We start from the raw sequence: 22,878 nt of genomic DNA on the forward strand, positions 1-22,878 counted from the left end.
TCCCGTTCGCTTCAGGCAAAATTAGCAGCCACCACTGGAGTTACCAGTCGAAAAGCAAAATTTAGTCGTGAATTCCGCAACAGCTTTGCCATGAGGGGGAAACTCTCGTTCACTGGTCAGATGCCTGAAAGCAGAGTTTACAGCCCGCACACCTTGCATCCGTCATGCACTGCTCAGCGAATCTCAACATCTGCGTCAGATTTTATCAAACATTTATCGGCGGCTTATCAAGCGTCAGGGCTACGCGACTGCTGTTTTACCCGGCATTCTGCAATCTCTGGAAACACGCCATGCTATTCACCGCACCGCTAGCCCTGCCCTGCGCCAAGCGACGAATTTGTCTGCTCCTGGGTTTGTTATTCACCACAACGCCCCTCACTCAGGCAGCCACATCGACTGAGCGTTATATCGTGTTATTGCGGCAAGAAAACACAGCGCCGGCGCAGACAGGGGGAGTTGCGGTCTCATCAGAACGCACCGGCCGCCGGTGGGCACTGCAGCAATTTGCCCGAGTAAACCGGCTGGAGCCGCTGATCATGATCCCTGAGCTCCAGCTCTTCAGTGTGCAGCTGAGCACGCAACAGCTTCAGGACATCAGGCGCCAACCGCAAGTCGCTCTGGTTGAACCGGACCCGCTGCGCTATATGCTGAACACCGCGGTCGATCCACGGCAACACACCGCAGCACCGGCGCTACAACCGGTACTCGTTCCAGCCACTTTGCAAAGCCCGAGAAAGGTCTGTGTCATCGACAGTGGCTACGCACTGCAGCATGAAGATCTGCACAGTACGGCAGTCTCCGGCGAAGGGATTGCTGACAACGACAATATTGCCGCCGATTCATGGGATCGGGATGAACAAGGCCACGGCACCCACGTCGCCGGCATCATCGCCGGTTTGGCACAACGCCCATCAGGCCGCGGCCGCCTGGGGCTGCTCAGCCTGCATATCATCAAAGTATTCCGGCATAACCAGAACTGGATTTATGCGTCAGAGCTGATTGCGGCACTTCGTCAATGTCAGGCCGCCGGCGCCCAGCTGGCCAATTTGAGTTTGGGTGGCCCCGGCTATTCTGTCGCCGAAGCACAAGCAGTAAACAGCAGTGCAACAGCCGGCCTGCTCCTCATTGCCGCAGCAGGCAATAGTGGCGATGATACGAAGTTTTTTCCGGCTTCTTATCCTGTCGTGCTGTCAGTCACTGCGACGGATGCACAAGGGGAGCCTGCTGCTTTCTCGCCAACGCACAGGACCATCGATATCGCAGCTCCGGGCGTAGGCATTCAGTCCACCTGGCCTGACGGGACGTATCGGCATCGCTCTGGTACTTCGATAGCAGCGGCACAGGTGACCTCAATGGCAGCGTTGCTCTGGAGCTATTACCCGCAGTGCAATCATCAGCAGATTAGTCAGGTATTACAAGACACTGCGACCCGCAAAACACTGACATTTGGCGAAATCAACTTTCAGGCCGCTTTTGCAGCCCTGATGCCGGGTTGTGATGCGCCTGACTGAAGATAACCTCTGGCAATATTGTTAGAAAAGCGATTCCTCTTCCGGCAAGGGGGGTGGGTCAGGCTGCGCATTTAACTGCAACCAGGCCTGCCAGACCTGCTCTTTTTCCGCTGCAGGAAACGGAGCAGTTAACAGCTCTCTGAATTCCGGCGTCTCGCGGAACCGCATAATTGCCTGATCCAGCAGCTTCAACACCTGAATACTTTTGGCATCCTGACCACAGGCAAAATAGGCCAGCGAGTAATCAGGCGCTTCAGCCAAGCGGAATTCAGTGAACTTTGCGCGCTCTTCTTCCGGCAACGCCAGGGCAAATTCGAGTGTCATGTCGACAAAATCTTTGAGCAGCATCGGCAATAAATCACCATATTTAGATGCTTTGGCGGTTCGCACATAAATAGAATCAGCGGCACGGTGAAAGGCCAGCAGCTGGTCAATTTTGTCTCCATACAAACGGCCATCTTCCGTCACCAAAACCGGTGGATTTGGCAAAATCAGCAGACGCTCGAGGCTGATACGACCCGCAGCATCCTCCATCCGGTGTAACCGCTTCACCCAGGGAGAATCATTTTTCACTAATAGCCGGATATCCGGCGCGATAATAAAAGCCTGACTAAACAGATAATGATGCAGACGGGCAGCCGATTTGCGCACGACCGGCGTGCAAGCACCCGGCGTTTTACGCAGTTCAGTAAAAGCGCGGTTCAGACTGACCGTTTCAATATGGAAGGGTTCGGTATAAAACTGTAATACGTGCCGGACCATTTTCACCGGCTGATAGCTATTGTATTCGTCCAGATAATCCGCCGCAGGGTTCATCGACAATAGTAATAACTCCGCGGCATGCAACGGCATCATGATGAACAGGGCAAGAAAAAACTTCATCGCACGCATAACCAATTCCTTGTCAGCAGGCTCAGAGGTTTATGCAGTGTAGGACCCTTCACATCAGAGTCAAACGGCCGTTCTGCCAGTTCACGCTAAAGCAAAGCTATCCATTTGATGTTCCGAAAAAAACAAATTTACTACCCAGCCGCATTCATGGATCGCGCGCGACCAACCATTATTCTTCTGAGGTCAGCTTTAACCAATGCTGCCAAACTTGCACCCTTTCCTGCTGTGGAAATGGTTCAACTAACATCGTTCGGAATTCAGGTTTACTGCGAAATGCCAAAATGGCGTTATTGAGCTGCTGTAAAAATTCAGCAGTAGCGGCATCCCGCTTACAGGCAAAATAGGCCAGGGCAAAAGGATCAGCTTCTTTGAGGCGGAAACTCTGCAAAGTCCCACCGGCCTCTGGCGGCACAACGACCGGATATTCCAGCGCAACATCGACAAAGCCTTTACTGAGCATCGGTAAAGTTTCACCAAAACGCGACACTTTCGTTGTTTTGAGGTACATCGCATGATGGCGTTTATGTTCGCTGAGCAGCGCATCTATGGCGTGACCATAAGCCCGCCCCTCCTCTGTTACCAAGGCCGGTGGCGATTTGAGGCTTAAAATCTGCTGCAGACTCAGCAACCCCGTCGGGTCCTGCAATCTTTGGAGTCGACGCGCCCAGACGGAATCTGCTTTGACCAGCAGACGAATATCAGGGGCAATGATGTAAGGCTGACTAAACAAAAAATCTTGCATGCGCTGCGGAGTTTTCCGCACACCAACCACACAACTTCCGGTCCGGCTTTGCAACTCCGCAAAAGCACGATTCAGGTTCACGGCTTCTATTGTATAAGGGGCAGGATAATACTTCAGAACCTGCTGCACCATGGCAACCGGCTGATAGGCAGATTCTCTGCTTTTAAATAACTCTAACGGCAATGCTGACAGCAACAACAGGTCATCACCAGCAGCGCATGCACAAGAGAAAATACAGAGGCCTGCTATCCAATTGCGCACCTGTTGCTCCTCAATTTATGCTGCAACTTCGCAGTGTACCTTGCAGGATTGCGGTGTCAAACCGGCTGCCTGAAAACATGCCGGTGCGGCGGTGATCGCCGACACCGGCTACAACAGCATCAGGAATTTACCCGGCATATTTAATCGAACAACCATAAGGTGCGGTGGCTGCATTCACCACTTGCTGGCCTGCTTTGACGGCAGCCAGCGCGTCTTTCAGATAGGGCTGCGCCTTCGCGATATCTTCCGCTTTGCTGGATTTGATACTGTCGATGCCACCTTTGTATACCAGCACGCCGTCAGCATTAACCAAAAACAGATGTGGCGTAGTCTGGGCATCATACAACTTACCGACCTGACCACTTTCGTCCAGCAATACCTCGGTGGGTACTGCTTTGCGGTCCCGGTTTAGCTGCAACGCTGTCGCGCCGTCGACATGCCCCTGCTTGCCAGGTGCTGATGAAATCAGCTGCAGCCAGACCACGCCATCTGCTGTAGCGGCCTGTTGCAGCGCCGGGATATTGCCGCTTTTGTCATAATGTTTCTGCACATATGGACACAGATGATTGGTCCATTCCAGCACCACCGTTTTGCCCTTAAAACTACTCAGGGTGACGGGGTTGCCATTGGCATTACTGACACTGAAATCCGGTGCAGGCTGTCCAATGACTGCAGCAGCCTGTGAGCTGGCCGCTGCCAGGCTCAGCAGCGACACCGCCGCCAGTTTCCACATACGATGTAGCATAAGACTCTCCTTTTTTATCGGCTAATCAACAACGCTGACGGTCCGGACCAGCAAGTCCGGCGTCAGAATTTGAGGCAGCTCTACCGCGTCCCGCTGCCCGGCAGGAAAAAACAGGTATAACGGCACGCCACTACGGCCATATCGTGCCAGCGTCTGGCGAATGTGTTCGTCGCGTGCTGTCCAGTCGGCTTTTAAATACACCACACCCCGCTCCGAAAAAGCCTTTTGCACTTGCGTGGTACTGAGCGCCACTTTTTCATTGACCAGACAACTTAAGCACCAGGCCGCGGTGAAATTAACAAAAACGGGGGTACCGGCGGCCCGCAGTTCAGCTAAACGGGCATCGCTGTATGGTTCAAACGCAGGGCCCGCGTGCTGAGCGCCTTTCTTGCTGACTAATGGGTCTGTCGTCTGTTCTGACGCTACAGATTTAAGTTGCAACACCCCCCAAATGAGGCCAAGTACCAGCAAGACCAACGCAGTCAGCGGCTGCCAAAAGGTGCCCGCACGCTGCTGGCTTTGTCCCAGCCACCACAGCGCAAAGCTCTGCAACAATAGCACCATCAATAACCAACTCCAGCTGTCAGCGCCTTGTAGTTGCGCCAGCACCCAGCCGAGCCAAATCGCGGCGCCATACATCGGAAACGCCAGCATTTGGCGGAATACCAACATCCAGGGGCCAGGCTTTGGCAAGCGCCGCTGCAACGCCGGCCAGTAGCTCAGCACTAATACCGGGCTTGCCAACCCCAGCCCCAGACAAACAAACACCAGCAGTAACGTGAGTGGCGGTTGCGTCATGGCAAAACCCAACGCTGCTGCCATTAACGGCGCAGTACAAGGGGTTGCCACCACGGTCGCCAGCACCCCGGTAAAAAAACTGCCGCGATACCCCTGCTGAGCAGCCAATGCCTGCCCGGCGCCATTCAAACGGCCAGTGATCTCATAAACGCCGGACAAATTCAGCGCCACAGCAAACAGCAGGCAAGTCATCAGAAGCACAAACAGCGGGGACTGAAACTGAAAGCCCCAACCCAGCTCAGTACCGGCCGCTTTAAAACCAAGCAGCAGCAAAGCAAAGCCCAACAGACTAAGGACAATACCTGCGGTATAAGCCCAGCCATGCCGGCGCTGTTCGCCCAATGGCTGCTGGCTGTGCGCCAGCAATGCCAGCGCTTTCATCGACAGGACCGGAAACACACAAGGCATCAGATTCAGCAAAAATCCACCGGCAAAAGCCAGCAACAGAGCCAATGTCGTGGACATATTCGTGTCGGCTGATGGCGCAGCGACTGGCAAAAGCTCGCCAGACGATGCTGCAGCCATGGTCACACTTAACTGATAACCCCTGGGCCCGGCACCGGCTTCACTGAGCAGCAACACACCGTCCAGCACAGCTCCGGTTTGCAGTGGTGTTTCACCGGCGGGCAATTGCAGACTAAGCACGCCATGCTGTAACTGCCAACGCTGCGGCTGGCTTTGCGCCAACAAACCCCAGCGCGACGGGAAAAAGTAACTGTCTGTCAGGCTGACATCAGCCGGCAGCCCGCTGACGGCTAACTGATAGCCACCGGTCGGATCTGGCTGCAACTGGCCGTTAAAGGGCAGCGGCTGCGGCAATCTGGCCTCACTGGTGCTGAGCACCTGCAAATCTGCCGCAGATGCACTGACCGGACTGGCTGCCACCGGCAAACGAAGAGCCAGCTGCACGCTTTGCGGAATACATTCCTCTTCACACACGAGCCAATCGACAGTGGCCTGCAGTTGTAACGGCTGCCCGAGTGGCCAGTCCGCTGGCACGCTAAGCCACTGTAACAAACTGACTTCGTCGCTGTAGCCATAATTCGTGACGGGTCCCAGCACAAAGCGCTGCGGTGCCGGCCATTCTATCGCACTGATCTCAACGCCAGAGGGTAATTGCCAGCGGATTTGAGTTGCTTCGCCAGAATCACCCGGGTTTTGCCAGTAGGTGTGCCAGTGCGGGATAATTTTTTGCTGCACGGCGATGCGCAGGCGCTGGCCCGGGCTGACCACCTGATGATCAACCAGCAATCGCGCCTGCACTTGGTCAGTCGCAGCACTGGCCTGCGCCTCTGCGATGGCTGGCAGTGCGCACAGATTCAGCAATAACCCAAGAAAAAGCCTCAGCCACATATCTAACCTCTGGGGTGCCATGACGGACAGTTCGTATTGAGATATTAAGCACTATGCCCGGGGCTTCGCTTCAGAATAGCGGTTGCAGCTATCGGGGCTGCCGCAATCAAAGCGTTGTTGCATGAGATGTTACGCAATACGCCTGAAGCCTGATCTGCGTTTTGTCGCGATAACTGCGCTTTTGAGCGGAAATGACTGAAGTCGGACAGACAGGTAAAGAACACAGTTTAGTGCCACAGGTGAGATTTAAACCACGCTTTACCAGCGACCGGCAAACGGATGGCCTGCAACGCTACACAAAATACGACTGGCTAAAGCGGCGACCAGTCGCGGGCTAACAGACCGAGCTTCACATCGTCGACAAAACGGCCGCCGAGGAAATAGTGTTCACGCAGCAGCCCTTCCTGCACAAAACCATGTTTTTTCAGTAATTTCAGGCTCGGCTCATTGCCGGCGGTGACAGTGGCCACCAGCTTGTGATAACCACAATTTTGCACTGCAAACTGCAACAACGTTTGCAGTGCTTCGCCGGCAAACCCCTGGCCTTGCTGTGCAGGCAGCAGCAAAAAGCCCACTTCAGCCTGTCGGTTCGCCCAGTCGCTGCGCAACCCAATCACACCAACCGGGGCTGAGTTGTCGCGGCGCTCGATCACCAGCGCCATCATATCCGGGCGATGCACTGTCCAGGGCAGCAACCGGCTGTCAAAGCGGGCGCGGATTTGCGCTTCGCTTTGTACATCACACACATAACGCCGGACCGTTTCATCCTGATGCAATTGCAAGAACAGCGGCCAGTCCGCCGTGCGCATAGTCCGAAGCTGTAATCTGGCACTGGTTAATTCAAGAAAGTGCTCCATAACATGGCTCCGCTGAAAAAAAATGAACTGACATCTGATTACTGAGCCTGCGGCGAAACGACCGCCGGCGCCGCAGGCAATTAAACAGCGGCGTCGCCATCATCGTCGTGATGATCGACATCAGCACCAGTACCGAAAATAAGTCGGCTTTAATTACGCCATTTTGCAGGGCAATATTCAGTAAAATCAATTCCATCATACCGCGAGCATTCATCAGGATGTCAACCGGCTCGCCAGTTAAGTCCATAACAGTGCGTTTACCACGTTCAGCAGTAGTGTCAACCAGGACAACATCACCCTGATGTCTGGCAACATTGCCAAATAAATCGCTGAATTTAACGCGCCATACTCAAGTGGAGTGGACGCAGCAGGACTACCCGTTCGCCGGTGGCGCTAAGTATTTTATGAGCAAAGTGCTTTAGTAACGCTGCTTAGATAGTTGGCACATCGCGGCAAACCCAACACCGCCACCACTGCGTTCGCCCGTTCGCGCCTCCCGCGCTCACTCTTGATCGCTCACTCCGCGGCTGCCGATGTTGGGTTTGTTGGGGTTTGGGATGGCGGACTTCGGCGAATTTTGGTACTTGGTTTTATCTTTGGCAGACTATTTTTTTTCAATCGTTCTGACAGCAAAGAGTATCAATACAAAAGCGAAGACAACATATTTCAGCATATGCGTAAAGTATACGACGCTTCCATATTCGTACTTTGTTGCTCCGGAACTGATTATGTATCCCTGAAGGTATTTATCTACAATAATTTTGATAATAACCAGCGCTAAAACCAAAAACAGAACCCTCACCGGCCAAACAAAGTTCTTGGGGACTTTAATCACTATCATTCGATTCTTCCTTGACCTCTTGCTGTGTGGTGGTTAACTGGGACACTCCTAGGACACCCACCCGATTTCATAAACGCTCAGACGTTAACATCTCCACAACCGAAGAAAAAGCTTGTTAGTGCAACTGAGGGTTTTCCAGAGCCAAGTTTTGTTAGAGTTTTGAATATGCGTTTGGGGCGAATTGCAGGCATCGAATATGGAGCATTGTACGGCGACGCTATCGCTTGCCGGTACCTACGATCTCAATCAGCGAGTAGGTACGCGCAAGCGAAGCCCGCTGGGCGTCACACGCCGTACACATTATTCCCAAATAGTTGTATGTGTATGTAACTGCTACAAATGAACTCGCAAAACGGCCGGATGATTACAAAAGCAGACCGTCAGCCGCAGGGATAGCGGCTGACGAGCCTACAAGGATGTATTCACGGCGTGTCTGCGTTGTAAGCGTCCGCGCCGTTCGCCAATGTTTACTGGGTGAGTGAAGTACGCCAAGCGCGTGGATTGGTACCATCTTATGACGGTGAATCTACCCCCACCACTCAAGGCTCAATCCGGATCTGCTTAATCAAAACCGGTTGTTTTGGGCTATGAAAGGCGATGGGTTTTGCGCCCGGATTGTCGATCCATTTTTCGTCGACTGGCAGTGCGGCAAAGGCGTCCAGTACTTTGTCGCCGTCGCTGAGCTGGCCGAAATTGGTGTATTTGCCGTCGAGATGTGCGCGGCGTTCTAAGCAGATAAAAAATTCGGTGCTGCCGCTATTGGGGTCTTCGTCGCGCGCCATGCCGAGGCTGCCGCGGATGTGGGGCAACTTGTCGGAGAACTCGGCCGGGACACGGTATTTTTGATGGTCCGGATGATTGTCATCATTGATGCCAGCTTGCGCGACGTGGCCTTTGACCACGCGGTAAAAAGATTTGCCGTTGTACCAGCCGGATTTGGCGAGTTCAATAAAACGCGCGGTGGTTTTTGGCGCCGCTTGCTGGTGCAAATCAAACTTCATAGTGCCAATAGTGGTTTCAATCACCGCAGTTGGCGCCGCCTGTGCTACACCAGCGCCAACACCAGCCAAACCGAATAACAACACCGCACTTTTTAACAGCTTCATCCGCTTTTCCTTGTGGTTTATTGCAATAAAATGGTGAGTTGATTGGTCTGACCTTTGGCTTCCTGCGCGCCAAACGGCAGCACTAAATCCTCTTTGCCATCGTCGTTTAAGTCATTGACCAGTAAGTTAATGGCGCGTTTTGGCAGTTTAATATTTTGCCGGGTACTTTTATCGGAAAACAGCTTCGCGCCAACCGGGGCGTAGCTGCGTAGCGTGTCTTCATCTTCGGCTTTCAGCAAGGTCGCTTTGCCATCGGCACCTTTTAATACTGCGGTGACGGGCAAATTAAACTGACCGCTGCCAAGCGAAATGCCGACATCGACTTCCTGACGGTGCACTGGTTTAGTGCCAAAACTGCCGTCGGCCTGCTGTTTGTAGAATAACCAGTCGACCGACGCCGAACCGGTCAACAGCGCTGACACTATTTTGCTGATGCCAATCTCCGCCGCCGGCGTGTAAAAATCTAAGCGGCCGTCGGCGTCTAAATCAGCAAATTGCACATCAAACTGCACACCTGTGGTGTTGATCTGTTGGTCCGCTGTGGTTGGGAAAACCAGCTTGCCGTTGTCATTGCGGCCATAGTGAACACGGTAGCTGTATTTCTGCTCCATCACATCCACATAATGCTGCTGTTGCACTACTAAATCGGTGACTTTATCGCCATTTAAGTCGAGTAACCGTTCCAGCCGCGTGATAGTCAGGCCCTCGTAGCTGCGGCCGTCGCCGCCGCGCTGCTGCGCCTGCACATCCGGCGTCAGGCCAACCCCGAGCGGCACCACTGTGGCCGTGGTGGCAAAGCTGCCGTCCGCTTGCTGCGGATAAACCCACAGGTTGTCGTCGACGTTAAACACGATATCGGTGCGACCATCCAGCGTGAAATCGACCTGGCGCGGCGTTTTCAGGAAAAAATCCGGGTCTTTTTCAAAAATCTGCATTTGTGCGGTAATTGGCAGGGCATAAGTGCGAAAAGAGCCGTCTTTTTGCTGCATCAGCACCTGCAAGGCACGAAAATCAGGCACCAGAAAATCGGTCAGGCCGTTTTGGTCCAAATCGGCGGTAAATTCGAGCTGCAGCATCCGTTTGGCATCGGTCACCGGATAAGCAGAAGGCGCGCTGGCTAATTGCCGCCATTTTTTTGTGTCGGTTTGATAATGCCACAAAGCGTCCTGCCCTATGGCCACCAACTGGCTGCCATTGTGGCCGGCTAAAGTCGCGGCCTGAAAAAACTGTACCTGGGCCGGTAAGGCGATTTGTTCGGTACTGTTATTGGCATAGTCGACCCGGCTGAGCCAACGAAATTCATGGTTGTGGCCGGACACCAGCAACACCGGCTGGCCTGGCATGCGCAGCAGACTGCCATTGGCCGGATGCTCCAGTTTGACTGTGGTGGCTTTAAGTTGCAGCGCGTGCGCTGGCATAGCACCGAGCGTGCAGGCCAGTAACAAGCTGCCGGTCGCGAGCGCCAGTCGTTGTGGCCTGGCTGCATAAAAAGCTGAATAGACGGCGGATCTCAGCGGCATCCTGATGTTCCTTTCAGATGGATTAAACGGGATTTTGCCTCAGCATACGATGAAGCCGCTGTTAAAGACCAACAAATGTGTAACAAATTCAGTCATTCAAGCAATTATTTCGCTGAATAAAGGCAAAGGTCTGGCGAAAGATTTCCGCTCCAGGCCGGTTCGGGCTAAAATAACCGGCTTTGTTGTGTGTTGGAGATGAGTGATGTCAATTAACTGGTTCCCGGGTCATATGCATAAAGCCCGCAAAGAAATTGCGGAGGTGATGCCCCAGGTTGATGTCATCATCGAGATGCTCGACGCCCGCATTCCATTTTCCAGTGAAAACCCGCTGGTGCCGGAACTACGCGGCGACACGCCGTGTATTAAAGTGCTGAATAAAGCTGATCTGGCCGACCCGGCTGTCACGGCCATCTGGCAGGCGCATTTTGAGCAGGAAGCCGGCGTCAAAGCCATTCCAATCAGCCAGCAGGACCCGGCACAAATCCGCGCACTACTTGACCTCTGCACCACTTTATTACCAGACCGCAACTTCGACGTACGTGGCCCGCGCGCGATGATTATGGGGATCCCGAACGTTGGTAAATCGACCTTAATCAATACCTTAGCCGGCCGGGTGATTGCCAAAACCGGCAACGAAGCCGGTGTCACTAAATCACAGCAACGGATTAAACTCGACAACGGCGTCATTTTAACCGACACGCCGGGCTTCCTCTGGCCCAAACTCAGCCCGGCCAGCTGTGGTTATCGCCTCGCCATCACCGGCGCCATCAAAGAAACCGCTTTTGACTATGGCGACATCGCGCTGTTCGCCGCCGAATACTTGCTGGAACATTATGCCGACCAGGTGCTGGGCCGCTATCAACTGAAAGAAAAACCGGAAAATGACTTGGCGCTGCTCGACGCCATTGGCGCCAAACGCGGCTGTATGGCCAAAGGCGGTGTGGTCGATGTGACCAAAGCGGGCGCGATTTTAATCAATGAGTTACGTGCGGGATTGTTTGGCCCTATCACGCTGGAAACCCCTGAAATGGTGACAGCAGAAGTCACCAATGCTAAGTTAGAGGAAGCCCGCAAAGCCAAAGAAAAAGCGGAGCGTGATAAAGAACGGGCGCGCCGCACCAAGAAAAACCGCCGCTGACGCCCAGACCCAGGTTTGTCTTTTGCGCTGTTTGCCCGCTCTGCCGGCAAGGCGCAAAAGCCCACGTACACGGAGTTTGCGATGTCTTTTCTGTCCCGCCGGCAGTCCCTGCTGGCCTTGTTGATTTCCGGCTGTTTCACCCTGTCGGCACACGCCGCGCCTGTGCTTATCAGCAATATCAAAGGTTATGGTTTTGACGATCAGCGTCAGCTGCTGTCGTTTTCTGAACTGGTGTTTGACGACGCCACCGGCAAAGTACTGGCACGCGGTCAGGGCATTGCCAAAGACTTTCCTGAAGCCAGCAAAATCGACGGTCAAGGCCGCACTTTATTGCCAGGCCTGATTGACGGTCACGGCCATGTGCTAGGCCTTGGCCAGAACTTGAGTCAGGTTGATTTACGCGAAAGCAGCTCAGAGGCACAAGCGGTAGCCAAAACCGCCGCTTTTGCCAAAGCCAATCCGCAGGCGCAGTGGATTTTAGGCCGTGGCTGGAATCAGGTGTTATGGCCGAGCCAACAGTTTCCCGGCAAACAGTTATTAGATGAAGTGATTAAAGACAAACCGGTCTGGCTCAGTCGCGTCGACGGCCATGCCGGCTGGGCCAACAGCAAAGCCCTGCAACTGGCCGGCATCAGCAAAGACAGCATAGACCCGCCGGGCGGCCAGATTGTCCGTGACGCCAACGGCGAACCCACCGGCGTATTAATTGATAACGCCATGCTGATGCTGGAAAAACAAATTCCGGCCATCAATGAAGCCGAGCGCATCAGTGCGCTGAACGCAGCATTTAACCATCTGCTGTCACTCGGCATTACCAGCACCCATGACGCCGGCATCGATGCGGCCAACCTCGCCACATACCAGCAATTGCGCGAAGCGAAACAGCTCCCGCTGCGGCTGTACCCGATGTTGTCGGCGACAGATCCGGCGCTGGAAATCTGGCTCAAAGCCGGCCCCACCGACGACCCGCTCGATTTCCTCGATGTGCGCTCAGTGAAAATTTACGGTGACGGCGCGCTTGGCAGCCGTGGCGCGGCGTTACTGGCGCCTTACAACGATAAACCCAAAGAAACCGGTTTGTTAGTGACCCAGCCGGATAAACTCAGCGCCGTGATGAAACTGACCATAGACGCCGGTTTCCAGGCTAATGTGCACGCCATTGGCGACTATGCCAACCAGCTGGCGTTAGACCGTTTTGAGAGCCTGCAAACTGAAGTGCAGCGTAAGACCGGCCGTCATCGCATTGAACATGCGCAAATTGTCGCCCCCAAAGACTTGCCACGTTTTGCTGCATTGCATGTGCTGCCGTCGATGCAACCGACTCATGCCACTTCGGATAAAAACATGGCCGGTGACCGTTTAGGTGTGGCGCGGCTGCGTGGGGCTTATGCCTGGCGTTCACTGGTCGATGACGGCAACCGCATTGTCGGCGGCTCAGATTATCCGGTCGAACTGGCCAATCCGTTTTTTGGCATCCATGCCGCCGTGACACGGCAGGACCAGCAAAATCAACCGGCCGGTGGCTGGTTACCAGAGCAAAAACTGACGCTGGTTGAAGCGCTGCGTAGCTTCACCGTCGATGCCGCTTATGGCGCTTTCCAGGATCAGGCGATGGGCAGTCTCGCGCCCGGCATGTGGGCTGACTTTATTCTGGTCGACCGCGATATTGTCAAAGTCGCACCGGAACAGCTGTGGCAAACCAAAGTGCTGGCGACTTATGTCGGCGGCGAACTGAAATACCAATTCCGTGAATAAACAGTTCCGGGAATAAACAAGGTTTTTTATGATTAGCCAGAAGTGGTCAAAACTAATTAAGTCACTGCATTTAAAGAAGTTTCGAAAAGCAGAGCAACTGTTTTTTGTCGAAGGTGAAAAAGCAGTGCTGGAAGTATTGGCCGCGCACTGGCCGGTCAAAGCCTTGTTTGGCACCGCCGACTTTTTTGACCGTTTTCCTGAAACTGCCTATGCCGCCGAGATGAGCCACCCCTGCTCCGCCAGCGAACTGGAACAGGTTGGCACTTTTACCAGCAACAACGCGGCGCTGGCTGTGGTCGCTATTCCGCAGTACGCGCCTTTTGCTGAAACCGCCGGGGAATGGACTTTAGTGCTGGATAACGTCAATGACCCCGGCAATCTCGGCACTATTATCCGCATCGCCGACTGGTATGGCATCCGCCATATCCTTTGCTCAGCGGATACGGTCGATGCCTTTAACCCCAAAGTCATCGCCAGTGCCAAAGGCTCGTTTTTACGCGTCAAACTGCATTATGGCGATTTAACACCAGTGCTGAATCAGGCACAGCAAGCGGTGTACGGTGCCTTTTTAGACGGCGATTCGGTGCATCAGCTGGCTTTAGCCAAACCCGGTGGTTTTATCGTGCTTGGCAATGAAGCCAACGGCATCAGTGACGCCATCGCAGCATGCGTGAACCGTCGTATAACCATTCCGGCTTTTGGCCAGGCTGAGAGTTTAAATGTCGGCATCGCCAGTGCGGTGATTGTGGATAATCTGCTGCGGCTGTCAGGGAAGTAGCTGGCTGATAAAGCAGTTATGGCTTAGTTTTTACCCACAAAAAAGCGCCAAAATCAGGCGCTTTTTTATTGTCTCAAGATTGATATAAACCCGACATCAGGCTGCTTTGTTGGTGATCTGGCTGCGCTGCCGACGCCAGGCCAGCAGCGGTAAACCAAGCAGCAATACGCCTAAACCAGCACCACCGCCGCCCGAACCTGAACTGCCGGCATTCGGCGTCACCGGGTCACTGCTGCGCGTCGCATCCAGCGGATATTTATCGCTGCTGTCGGCCACACCATCGTTGTCATCGTCAGGATCGGCGTTATTGCCGGTGCCGTCTTTGTCGGTATCCAGCGTTTCTTTGGGATCCAGTGGGAAAGCATCGGCTGTGTCGGCCACACCGTCGTTGTCGTCATCCGGGTCAGCGTTATTACCAATGCCGTCTTTGTCGGTATCCAGCGTTTCTTTGGGATCCAACGGGAAGGCGTCTGCAGTATCTGCCACGCCGTCGTTGTCATCGTCCGGGTCGGCGTTATTACCGATGCCGTCTTTGTCAGTGTCGACTGATTCTTTTGGATCTAACGGGAAGACGTCGGCGGTATCTGCCACGCCATCGTTGTCATCATCCGGGTCGGCGTTATTACCGATGCCGTCTTTGTCGGTATCCAACGTTTCCGCCGGATCTAACGGGAAGGCATCGTTCACATCCGGCGTGCCGTCGTTGTCATCATCCGGGTCGGCGTTATTGCCGAGGCCATCCTGGTCAGAATCAGTTGTTTCTGTTGGGTTGTATGGCATGGTGTCGCTGCTATCAGGCACCGAATCATTGTCGTTGTCGGTGTCGGCACTATTGAGGATGCCGTCACTATCGACATCATTATCACCACCGACACTGGCACCAATACGCAGCGCTTCCGGCATCGTATTCAACAATTGATTGCCCGATTGCGTCAAAACCTGCAGTCGCAGATCCAGCCAATGCTCACCGGCACGCAGCGGTAACGGGAACTGATGCACGCCGGCGTTATAACCGTGGTAAGCCAGCTTCCAGTCGCCATCTTTGGTTCTTAACAAGACTTTGAATTCCTTTACCGGATCTTGTTTCGAGGCAACTTCGACACTGAACTTGTTATCAATCCGGCTGATAGTGTCGCCACGTTTTGCTCGATTAAAAGTGGCTAAATCGACAAAATAAGGCGACTCCAAACCGGCCTTGATCTGATCAAAGCGGACTTCACCAAGCAGGCCCTGCGTGTCCCTTCCATCAAGCGGATAATTCAGAAAAATAAAGTTCTCTTTACAATCAAAAGGCTGGATAAGATCGGTGCGGAAATGTGGTGGAACATCGCCGCTAAACCAGAGGTTTGACCTGAATTCGTTTAACAGATTTGCTTCGGGGCCACATTGATGGCGCGCTTTTACCTGGGCGTACGACGGAATGTCGTTTTGCCATAAATCATTGAAGATATTGTTGCCTCTGTATAAATCAACAGATTGGTAACGCGGCTTAATCAGCAGTCCATCGGCACTGGCCTGTAGCGGCGATGTCAGATAACGTAAGTTGTTATCAAAAGATAATTCCCGCACATCTGAGCTGTAGATAAGCTCCAGATCGGATAACTTTTTGATATCGCATATATCTGATTTACAGCGGAATTTCAGTATTTTGCCATCATCTGTCAATCGCCATTGCTGCGTCGTCACTGATGCGGCACTTTTTGACCAATCCTCAAATCGAAACCTGTTATCCGGTAGCTCGTCTGCTCTCAGTCCAACTGATTTTTGCCAGATATAGAGATCAAGTTGCCCACTAAGATCGGCAAAGCCCAACCCGTCCATCGCAAATAAATGATTTGGTTTTTCAGCTGGTTTGCGCAGCCTCACCTGATGTTGTTCAGTAAAATCAAGCTCTAAGTCTTGGGTCGGGCTCAGGGAGTTAAAGCGGAAAGACGCCATAATCAGATGTTGTGGCATCGAATCTGAGAGCAACAGCTGCTGCTGACTATATAAACTGAAACTAGCCGGCACGTCACTCAGATAAAACTCTGAGGGCGGTATGGCTGCGCACAGCGGCCTGCATTCAGTCCAAAAGGTAAAACCGGTTAGATAGCGGTCACCATCCTTAAGCGCCACACTACCAAAGGTTTTCTTAAAATCGCCGGCCCAAAACGGCGCGCCATTTTTGGTCGGCGACTTGAGCCGCAAACGATGCTTGATATCAGCATTTGAGACTGTGATTTCCGGTGTGGCTGACAAATCGACATCAGTACGGAAAATCCAATTATCACGTTTGATCGACATATTTTTTGTTTCTTCCGGCAGCAGTGAGGCTGGTGGCGAAGACGCTTCAGCGAATATGTGAATCGTTTTATCCGTTAACCGCAGATTGACACTGGATTGCCCCCACAGGTTGTAGCGGGATGCGACTCTCGCCCACTTCGGCGTGTAGATACCGACCGAATTCATCGGGCTGGCCAGATTTACTTTGAGGATAAAATAATGATCTAATATCACCGGTAACCTTTGAACCTGGTTACCGCCTGACAACTCAATATCAAATTGATAGACCGCATTTCCGGGTGGATTTTCCGGGATTTTAGATGCATCAACCAGATAACTGAGATCGACATCTTTCGTCTCGCCTGGCGCTAATTTTACGGATGCACTACTTAAAGTTACAGTCAAGAATGCCGGTGTGCCAGAGGTTTTTAATGTTAATTCAACTGCTTGGGCCGAATTATTCTGGACGCTGAAGCGGCGAGTTCCCTGCTTGGCGAAATCTGCACTATTGAGCAGCCCCAGATACAAAGCATTCTGATCCAGAGCGACTTGCCCCCGCACTGCTTTAAGTACATTCAGCCGGCCAGTACCGTGGTCCCAAAATGATTCCTTCAGCGGGTCTGTATTCTGCACCAATCGCTGTTTGAGCTGAAACGCGGTCAACTGCGGCTCCGCTTGTAGCAATAAAGCAGCAGCACCGGCTACATGCGGTGCGGCCATACTGGTACCGCTTTTATACTCATACTTATTGCCAGGGATCGCAGCATAAATGCTGCTACCCGGTGCGGCCATCTCAGGTTTAAACAGCGCGCCCGCGACGCCGGGCCCACGGCTACTGTCGAAAGACACCGCGTCGGTTTTCGAGGTATTAGCGACCGTTAAGGCCTCCGCGGCAATACCAGGCGAACCTAAAGACTCTAAATTGGGACCCGAGTTTCCAGCTGCGACGACCACCAATGCACCGGCTTTGGCGGCATTATTCACAGCGACCACCAAGGGATCATTGGCGTCCCGGCTATCGTTGCCAAGACTCATATTGATAATCTGAGCACCGTCGCGGGTCTGTGGGTCGCCGTCTGGATCTACGGCTTTTTCTAAAGCGGCAATAATATCGAAAGTGCTACCAAAGCCATTATCTGCCAGTACTTTATAAGCAATGATGCTGGCCTCTGGCGCTACACCTGTGATAGTTGCCGACTGACCGGCGATAATAGATGCCACATGAGTGCCGTGGCCGTGCACATCCATCGGGTCATCATCTTTGGCGACAAAATCGTAACCGCCGGCCACTTTACAACCGGCCCCGAAACAACCACCCAGGGATTCGTGGGTATAATCCACGCCGGTATCTAACACCGCCACGCGAATGTTCTTGCCTTTGATGGGCAGGCCGTCGCGTTGCATCTCCCATACCCTAGGCACTTCGATTTTCGGCACGCTTTGCGATAAAAAAGCCCGGACCAACTGCTCTGGATAAACCGCTTTCACCCCGGGCAGTTGCGCTATTTGTTGTGCAAGCTGTTGTTTGTCGGGCGCTTTCAGCGTCACGGTTAAGGCATTTTCTAACTGACTGAATTGGCCCGTCACCCGCGCCTGTGGAAAACGACTCTGGATTTGGATTTTAGCCAGCTGCTGCTCGTTCTGAATACGCGCCTGGGCAGCACTGATTTGACTGAAACTAAGCTGTTGCCAGCTGTCGCTGCTGAGCGCCTGTTCCGGCGCGAGCTGTATCTGTTGTTGCGCCCGCAATTCCTGTTCTAATTGCGGATATAAACCAGCGGTTTCTAGTTGCACCAGAAAACGCTCTGGCTCTGTCAGCCGTAACTGCCCATCCGGCAGATCCTGACGATAACCACCCGGAGGTAAATCTCCGGTCGCCGCAATTGTGGCAATATCAGGTTCAGCCGCCTGAATCTGATGAGCAACCACCGCACTGACAATGACTGCCAGCAATGTCTTCCGTGTCATCGAACAACTCTCCGCATCTTATTTATTTGTGTAAAAAACAAAATCTTCACAATGGTTCCTGATGATGACCATCAATTTATTTGTCAGCCCAATACCAATTTCGGCGTCGCCAGACCAGCAGCGGTAAAACTAGCAACAGCTCACCTAAACCAGCACCACCGCCGCCACCAGAACCTGAGCTGCCGGCATTCGGTGTAACGGGATCGCTGCTGCGCGTCGCATCCAGCGGATATTTATCGCTGCTGTCGGCCACACCATCGTTGTCATCGTCAGGATCGGCGTTATTACCGATGCCGTCTTTGTCTGTGTCCGTGGTTTCTTTTGGATCCAGCGGGAAGGCATCGGCTGTGTCGGCCACACCATCGTTGTCGTCATCCGCATCGGCATTATTACCAATGCCGTCTTTATCAGTATCCAGCGTTTCTTTTGGGTCCAGCGGGAAGGCGTCTGCAGTATCTGCCACGCCGTCGTTGTCATCGTCCGGATCAGCGTTATTACCGATGCCGTCTTTGTCAGTGTCGACTGATTCTTTTGGATCTAACGGGAAGACGTCGGCGGTATCTGCCACACCGTCATTGTCATCGTCCGGATCGGCGTTGTTACCAATACCGTCTTTGTCAGAATCCAACGTTTCTTTGGGATCCAGTGGGAAAGCATCGGCGGTGTCTGCCACACCGTCGTTGTCATCGTCCGGGTCAGCGTTATTGCCGATGCCGTCTTTGTCAGTATCCAACGTCTCCGCCGGATCTAACGGGAAGGCGTCGCTGACATCCGGGGTGCCGTCGTTGTCATCATCCGGGTCGGCGTTATTGCCAAGGCCATCCTGGTCAGAATCAGTTGTTTCTGTAGGGTTGTATGGCATGGTGTCGCTGCTATCAGGCACCGAATCATTGTCGTTATCGGTGTCGGCATCATTCAGAATACCATCGCTATCAACATCGTTATCGCCACCGGCACTGGCACCTAAACGCAGCGCCTCAGGCATGGTATTTAGCAACTGATTGCCAGACTGCGTAATAACCTGCAGTCGCAGATCCAGCCATTGCTCACCGGCACGCAGCGGCAACGGGAACTGATGCACGCCGGCGTTATAACCGTGATAAGCCAGCTTCCAGTCGCCATCTGTGGTCTTCAGAAAGACTTTAAACTCTTTAATCGGATCTACTGTAGATACGACTTCAACACTGAATTTGTTATCAATCCTGCTAATAGTGTCCCCTCGTGTTGCCCGGTTAAAGGTCGCCATATTGACAAAGTACGGTGAGTCTAAGCCAGCTTTCACCTGTGCAAACCTGACTTCGCCCAGCAAGCCTTTATCGTCTCGCCCGTCCAACGGGTAATTCAGTAGAATTTCAGCCCCTTTACAGTCAGCAGGTTTCTGCAGACTTGTTGCGAAATTACTGCCAGCCTTTTCGTACCAGAAACTCGCTTTTAACGGCTCCAGTGACACTTGCTCAGTATCACAGATCTGACTCACCGAAATCTGTGTGAATGCAGGCGCATCGTTTTGCCATAAATCATTGAAAATATTATTGGAAAAATACAAATCGATCGCTTTACTACGTGGAATGATCTGTAACTGAGTACTATCTGTCCGCAGCGGTGAGGTCAGGTAACGCAGGTTGTTATCAAAGGACAGTTCGCGTACGTCGGAGCTATAAATCAGTTGATGATCGGCAATTTGGGTTGGATTACAAGAATCTGTTTTACAACGATATTTCTCAATTTTTCCGTCTTCAGTCAGCCGCCATTGCTGGGTGCCTATTTTGTCTCCCCAGTCGTCGCCTTTTCCAAAAGTTATCCGGCTATTTGGCATTTCATCAGCCGTTAGTCCTGTTGTTTTCGACCAGATACTCAAACTGACGTTTTTGGAAAATGCAGAGGACCCCACAGAAGACTGGCCAAAACTAAAAAAGCTATTTTTGTGTTTTCTTAGTTGAATCAGATCTTTATCACTATAATCCACTGATAAATCCTGTGTCTGAAGCGGAGAACTGAAGCGGTAAGTATTCATGATAAGCTGCTGCCACGAAGGGCTTATGCTTTGTTGTTGAATTCTCAAAGATGCCGTCGCAGGCAAATCACTGAAATAGTTTTCGACTGGCGGCGTCCCTGAACAAATTGGGTCACAAAACGAAAAGCGAAGATAACTACCTAAGTTATATTTACCGTTATTAAGAGAAACAGACTCCCACGCCAGTCTGTTTTCAGCATCCCAAAATGGTTTACCGTCCCTGGTAGGCGAATTCATACGTAAGCGATGTTTTAACTCGCTATCGGAGACTGATAATTCGGGAGTCAATGTAACGTCAACATCAGTCCGGAAAATCCAATTATTGCGGCTAACCCATCTACCCTTTGTTTCCTCGGGTAACAAATGCGCCGGTGTGGATAACGCCTCACTCCTGATATTGATGTGTTTTTGGAGCAATTTATAATCGACCACAGTCAAATTTGTTAAATTGTACTTTGTATTGATTGATTGCCATTTGGACGTGAAAAGATAAACGGATGAGATTGGACTCATCAGATTTAATCGAAACGGGAAATAGTACTCCAGTAAAATAGGCAGCGCTGCTGACTCGCTTGCAGTTCCATAAGTCACATAAAATTGATATGCACCAGATGGAGGCGGGTTTTCCGGCAGTTTGGTCAGGTCCACTCGGTAACTCACTTCAAACGTTTTTTTCTCTCCAGATCTCAGTTTCACATTGGGAGTATCAAAGGTCACATTGATAAAATCAGGTAACCACTGGGTATTCAGCGCGATGTCTGCAGCAACTGAGGATTTGTTTTGCAGACTAAAACTGCGGGTCCCCTGGATGGCAAAATCACTCGCATTGACCCGCCCTAAATAGAGCATGGACAGATCTGCAGACAACGTTTGCCGGACTGCTTTTAATACATTGAGCCGTCCGCTGCCATGGTCCCAGTATGTGTCCGTCAACTGGTCGGTCGATTGCACAAGTCGCCGTTTCAGATCTGCTGCGCTTAATCCCGGCTCCGCCTGCAGCAACAAAGCGGCAGCGCCGGCAACATGCGGCGCTGCCATACTGGTACCGCTTTTATACTCATACTTATTCCCAGGGATCGCCGCATAAATGCTGCTACCAGGTGCGGCTATTTCAGGTTTAAACAGCTCGCCCGCGACGCCGGGTCCACGACTACTATCGAAAGACACCACGTCGGTTTTCGAGGTATTGGCGACCGTTAAGGCGTCAGATGCAATACCTGGCGAACCTAAGGACTCTAAATTGGGCCCCGAGTTTCCTGCTGCGACAACCACCAAAGCGCCGGCTTTCGCGGCATTGTTGACCGCCACCACCATGGGATCATTAGCATCCCGGCCATCGTGTCCCAGACTCATATTAATAATCTGTGCACCATCGCGGGTCTGAGGGTCACCGTCTGGATCTACGGCTTTTTCCAAAGCCGAGATAATGTCAAAAGTGCTGCCATAACCATTGTCTGCTAAGACTTTGTAGGCATAGATACTGGCCTCCGGAGCCACACCGGTAATGGTAGCCGACTGACCGGCGATAATAGATGCCACATGAGTACCGTGGCCGTGTACATCCATCGGGTCATTATCTTTGGCGACAAAATCGTAACCGCCGGCGACTTTACAGCCGGTGCCTAAACAGCCACCCAGGGCTTCGTGGGTATAATCCACACCTGTGTCTAACACCGCCACCCGAATGTTCTTGCCTTTGATCGGCAAGTTGTCACGCTGCATCTCCCACACCTTGGGCGCCTCGATTTTCGGCACACTTTGTCCGAGAAAAGCTCTGACCAACTGCTCTGGATAAACCGCTTTCACCCCGGGGAGTTGCGCTATTTGTTGTGCAAGCTGTTGTTTGTCGGGCGCAGTGAGTGTCACGGTTAAGGCATTTTCTAACTGGCTGAATTGGCCCGTCACCCGCGCCTTTGGAAAACGACTCTGAATTTGGATTTTAGCCAGCTGCTGCTCGTTCTGAATACGCGCCTGAGCGGCACTGATTTGACTGAAACTAAGCTGCTGCCAGTTGTCGCTGCTGAGCGCCTGTTCCGGCGCGAGCTGTATCTGTTGTTGCGCGCGCAACTCCTGTTCTAATTGCGGATATAATGCCGGCGTTTCTAATTGCACCAGATAACGTTCTGGTTCTATTAGTCGAAGTACTCCATCAGATAGGTCCTGACGATAACTGCCAGGTGGTAAATCACCGGCCGCAATAGTGGCAATATCATGTTCAGCCGCCTGAATCTGATGAGCTACCACCGCACTGACAATGACTGCCCGCAATGTCTTCCGTGTCATCGAACAACTCTCCGCATCTTATTTATTTGTGTAAAAAAGCAAAATGTTCACAATG

General features: G+C 52.5%; 14 protein-coding genes. 4 read left to right on the forward strand and 10 right to left on the reverse strand.

The window, feature by feature from the left end; translation table 11 throughout:
- The first annotated feature begins 290 nt into the window (after positions 1-290).
- A complete protein-coding gene (locus Q399_RS0113840; protein WP_051685996.1) occupies positions 291-1,511 on the forward strand; it encodes a S8 family peptidase in 1,221 nt (406 codons plus the stop codon).
- 21 nt (positions 1,512-1,532) lie between these two features.
- Here Q399_RS0113840 and Q399_RS0113845 read toward each other — a convergent pair whose 3' ends face one another.
- The 8 genes from Q399_RS0113845 to Q399_RS0113885 all read right to left on the reverse strand — a co-directional run bounded on the left by Q399_RS0113845 (position 1,533) and on the right by Q399_RS0113885 (position 10,625).
- Positions 1,533-2,402, reverse strand: coding sequence for a hypothetical protein (locus tag Q399_RS0113845; protein ID WP_031569398.1), 870 nt, complete (start codon positions 2,400-2,402; stop codon positions 1,533-1,535).
- 169 nt (positions 2,403-2,571) lie between these two features.
- A complete protein-coding gene (locus Q399_RS0113850) occupies positions 2,572-3,405 on the reverse strand; it encodes a transporter substrate-binding domain-containing protein (protein ID WP_031569400.1) in 834 nt (277 codons plus the stop codon).
- Between the two features lie 127 nt (positions 3,406-3,532).
- Positions 3,533-4,150, reverse strand: coding sequence for a redoxin domain-containing protein (locus Q399_RS0113855; RefSeq protein ID WP_031569402.1), 618 nt, complete (start codon positions 4,148-4,150; stop codon positions 3,533-3,535).
- A 21-nt stretch (positions 4,151-4,171) separates the two neighbouring features.
- Positions 4,172-6,301, reverse strand: coding sequence for a protein-disulfide reductase DsbD family protein (locus Q399_RS0113860; RefSeq protein WP_037046140.1), 2,130 nt, complete (start codon positions 6,299-6,301; stop codon positions 4,172-4,174).
- Between the two features lie 311 nt (positions 6,302-6,612).
- The gene (locus tag Q399_RS0113865) at positions 6,613-7,158 is read right to left on the reverse strand and encodes a GNAT family N-acetyltransferase (protein ID WP_031569404.1); all 546 of its coding nucleotides are present in this window, start codon (positions 7,156-7,158) and stop codon (positions 6,613-6,615) included.
- Positions 7,142-7,405, reverse strand: coding sequence for a hypothetical protein (locus Q399_RS22265; protein ID WP_031569405.1), 264 nt, complete (start codon positions 7,403-7,405; stop codon positions 7,142-7,144). Before Q399_RS22265 ends, Q399_RS0113865 begins: the two co-directional genes overlap by 17 nt.
- Before the next feature lie 1,133 nt (positions 7,406-8,538).
- A complete protein-coding gene (locus tag Q399_RS0113880; RefSeq protein WP_051685997.1) occupies positions 8,539-9,105 on the reverse strand; it encodes a peptidylprolyl isomerase in 567 nt (188 codons plus the stop codon).
- Positions 9,106-9,122: 17 nt separating this feature from the next.
- Complete coding sequence (locus tag Q399_RS0113885) at positions 9,123-10,625, reverse strand: FG-GAP repeat domain-containing protein (protein ID WP_051685998.1); 1,503 nt, start codon at positions 10,623-10,625, stop codon at positions 9,123-9,125.
- Positions 10,626-10,827: 202 nt separating this feature from the next.
- Here Q399_RS0113885 and ylqF point away from each other — a divergent pair, with 202 nt between their 5' ends.
- From ylqF to Q399_RS0113900, 3 genes are all read left to right on the forward strand, one after another.
- Positions 10,828-11,763: a ribosome biogenesis GTPase YlqF gene (gene ylqF / locus Q399_RS0113890; RefSeq protein ID WP_031569409.1), complete on the forward strand. Its 936-nt coding sequence runs from the start codon at positions 10,828-10,830 to the stop codon at positions 11,761-11,763.
- A gap of 81 nt (positions 11,764-11,844) precedes the next feature.
- Complete coding sequence (locus Q399_RS0113895; RefSeq protein ID WP_051685999.1) at positions 11,845-13,518, forward strand: amidohydrolase; 1,674 nt, start codon at positions 11,845-11,847, stop codon at positions 13,516-13,518.
- Between the two features lie 28 nt (positions 13,519-13,546).
- Positions 13,547-14,296 (forward strand): TrmH family RNA methyltransferase, encoded by a 750-nt coding sequence (locus Q399_RS0113900; RefSeq protein WP_031569411.1) that lies wholly within the window; start codon positions 13,547-13,549, stop codon positions 14,294-14,296.
- Positions 14,297-14,392: 96 nt separating this feature from the next.
- Here the strand turns inward: Q399_RS0113900 and Q399_RS21645 are convergent, their stop codons facing one another.
- On the reverse strand, positions 14,393-18,526 hold the full coding sequence (locus Q399_RS21645; RefSeq protein WP_031569412.1) for a S8 family serine peptidase: 4,134 nt from the start codon (positions 18,524-18,526) through the stop codon (positions 14,393-14,395).
- 76 nt (positions 18,527-18,602) lie between these two features.
- Complete coding sequence (locus tag Q399_RS21650) at positions 18,603-22,823, reverse strand: S8 family peptidase (protein ID WP_084164340.1); 4,221 nt, start codon at positions 22,821-22,823, stop codon at positions 18,603-18,605.
- Positions 22,824-22,878 lie beyond the last annotated feature (55 nt).

This window comes from Rheinheimera texasensis DSM 17496 (assembly GCF_000711985.1).
Classification (GTDB): Bacteria; Pseudomonadota; Gammaproteobacteria; order Enterobacterales; family Alteromonadaceae; genus Pararheinheimera; species Pararheinheimera texasensis.

Coding starts and splice junctions, on each gene's coding strand:
- Q399_RS22265 (WP_031569405.1), bottom strand. CDS start 7,405: ATGGACTTAACTGGCGAGCCGGTTGACATCCTGATGAATGCTCGCGGT.
- Q399_RS21650 (WP_084164340.1), bottom strand. CDS start 22,823: ATGACACGGAAGACATTGCGGGCAGTCATTGTCAGTGCGGTGGTAGCT.
- Q399_RS0113900 (WP_031569411.1), top strand. CDS start 13,547: ATGATTAGCCAGAAGTGGTCAAAACTAATTAAGTCACTGCATTTAAAG.
- Q399_RS0113885 (WP_051685998.1), bottom strand. CDS start 10,625: ATGCCGCTGAGATCCGCCGTCTATTCAGCTTTTTATGCAGCCAGGCCA.
- Q399_RS0113860 (WP_037046140.1), bottom strand. CDS start 6,301: ATGTGGCTGAGGCTTTTTCTTGGGTTATTGCTGAATCTGTGCGCACTG.
- Q399_RS21645 (WP_031569412.1), bottom strand. CDS start 18,526: ATGACACGGAAGACATTGCTGGCAGTCATTGTCAGTGCGGTGGTTGCT.
- Q399_RS0113895 (WP_051685999.1), top strand. CDS start 11,845: ATGTCTTTTCTGTCCCGCCGGCAGTCCCTGCTGGCCTTGTTGATTTCC.
- Q399_RS0113880 (WP_051685997.1), bottom strand. CDS start 9,105: ATGAAGCTGTTAAAAAGTGCGGTGTTGTTATTCGGTTTGGCTGGTGTT.
- Q399_RS0113840 (WP_051685996.1), top strand. CDS start 291: ATGCTATTCACCGCACCGCTAGCCCTGCCCTGCGCCAAGCGACGAATT.
- ylqF (WP_031569409.1), top strand. CDS start 10,828: ATGTCAATTAACTGGTTCCCGGGTCATATGCATAAAGCCCGCAAAGAA.
- Q399_RS0113845 (WP_031569398.1), bottom strand. CDS start 2,402: ATGCGTGCGATGAAGTTTTTTCTTGCCCTGTTCATCATGATGCCGTTG.
- Q399_RS0113865 (WP_031569404.1), bottom strand. CDS start 7,158: ATGGAGCACTTTCTTGAATTAACCAGTGCCAGATTACAGCTTCGGACT.
- Q399_RS0113855 (WP_031569402.1), bottom strand. CDS start 4,150: ATGCTACATCGTATGTGGAAACTGGCGGCGGTGTCGCTGCTGAGCCTG.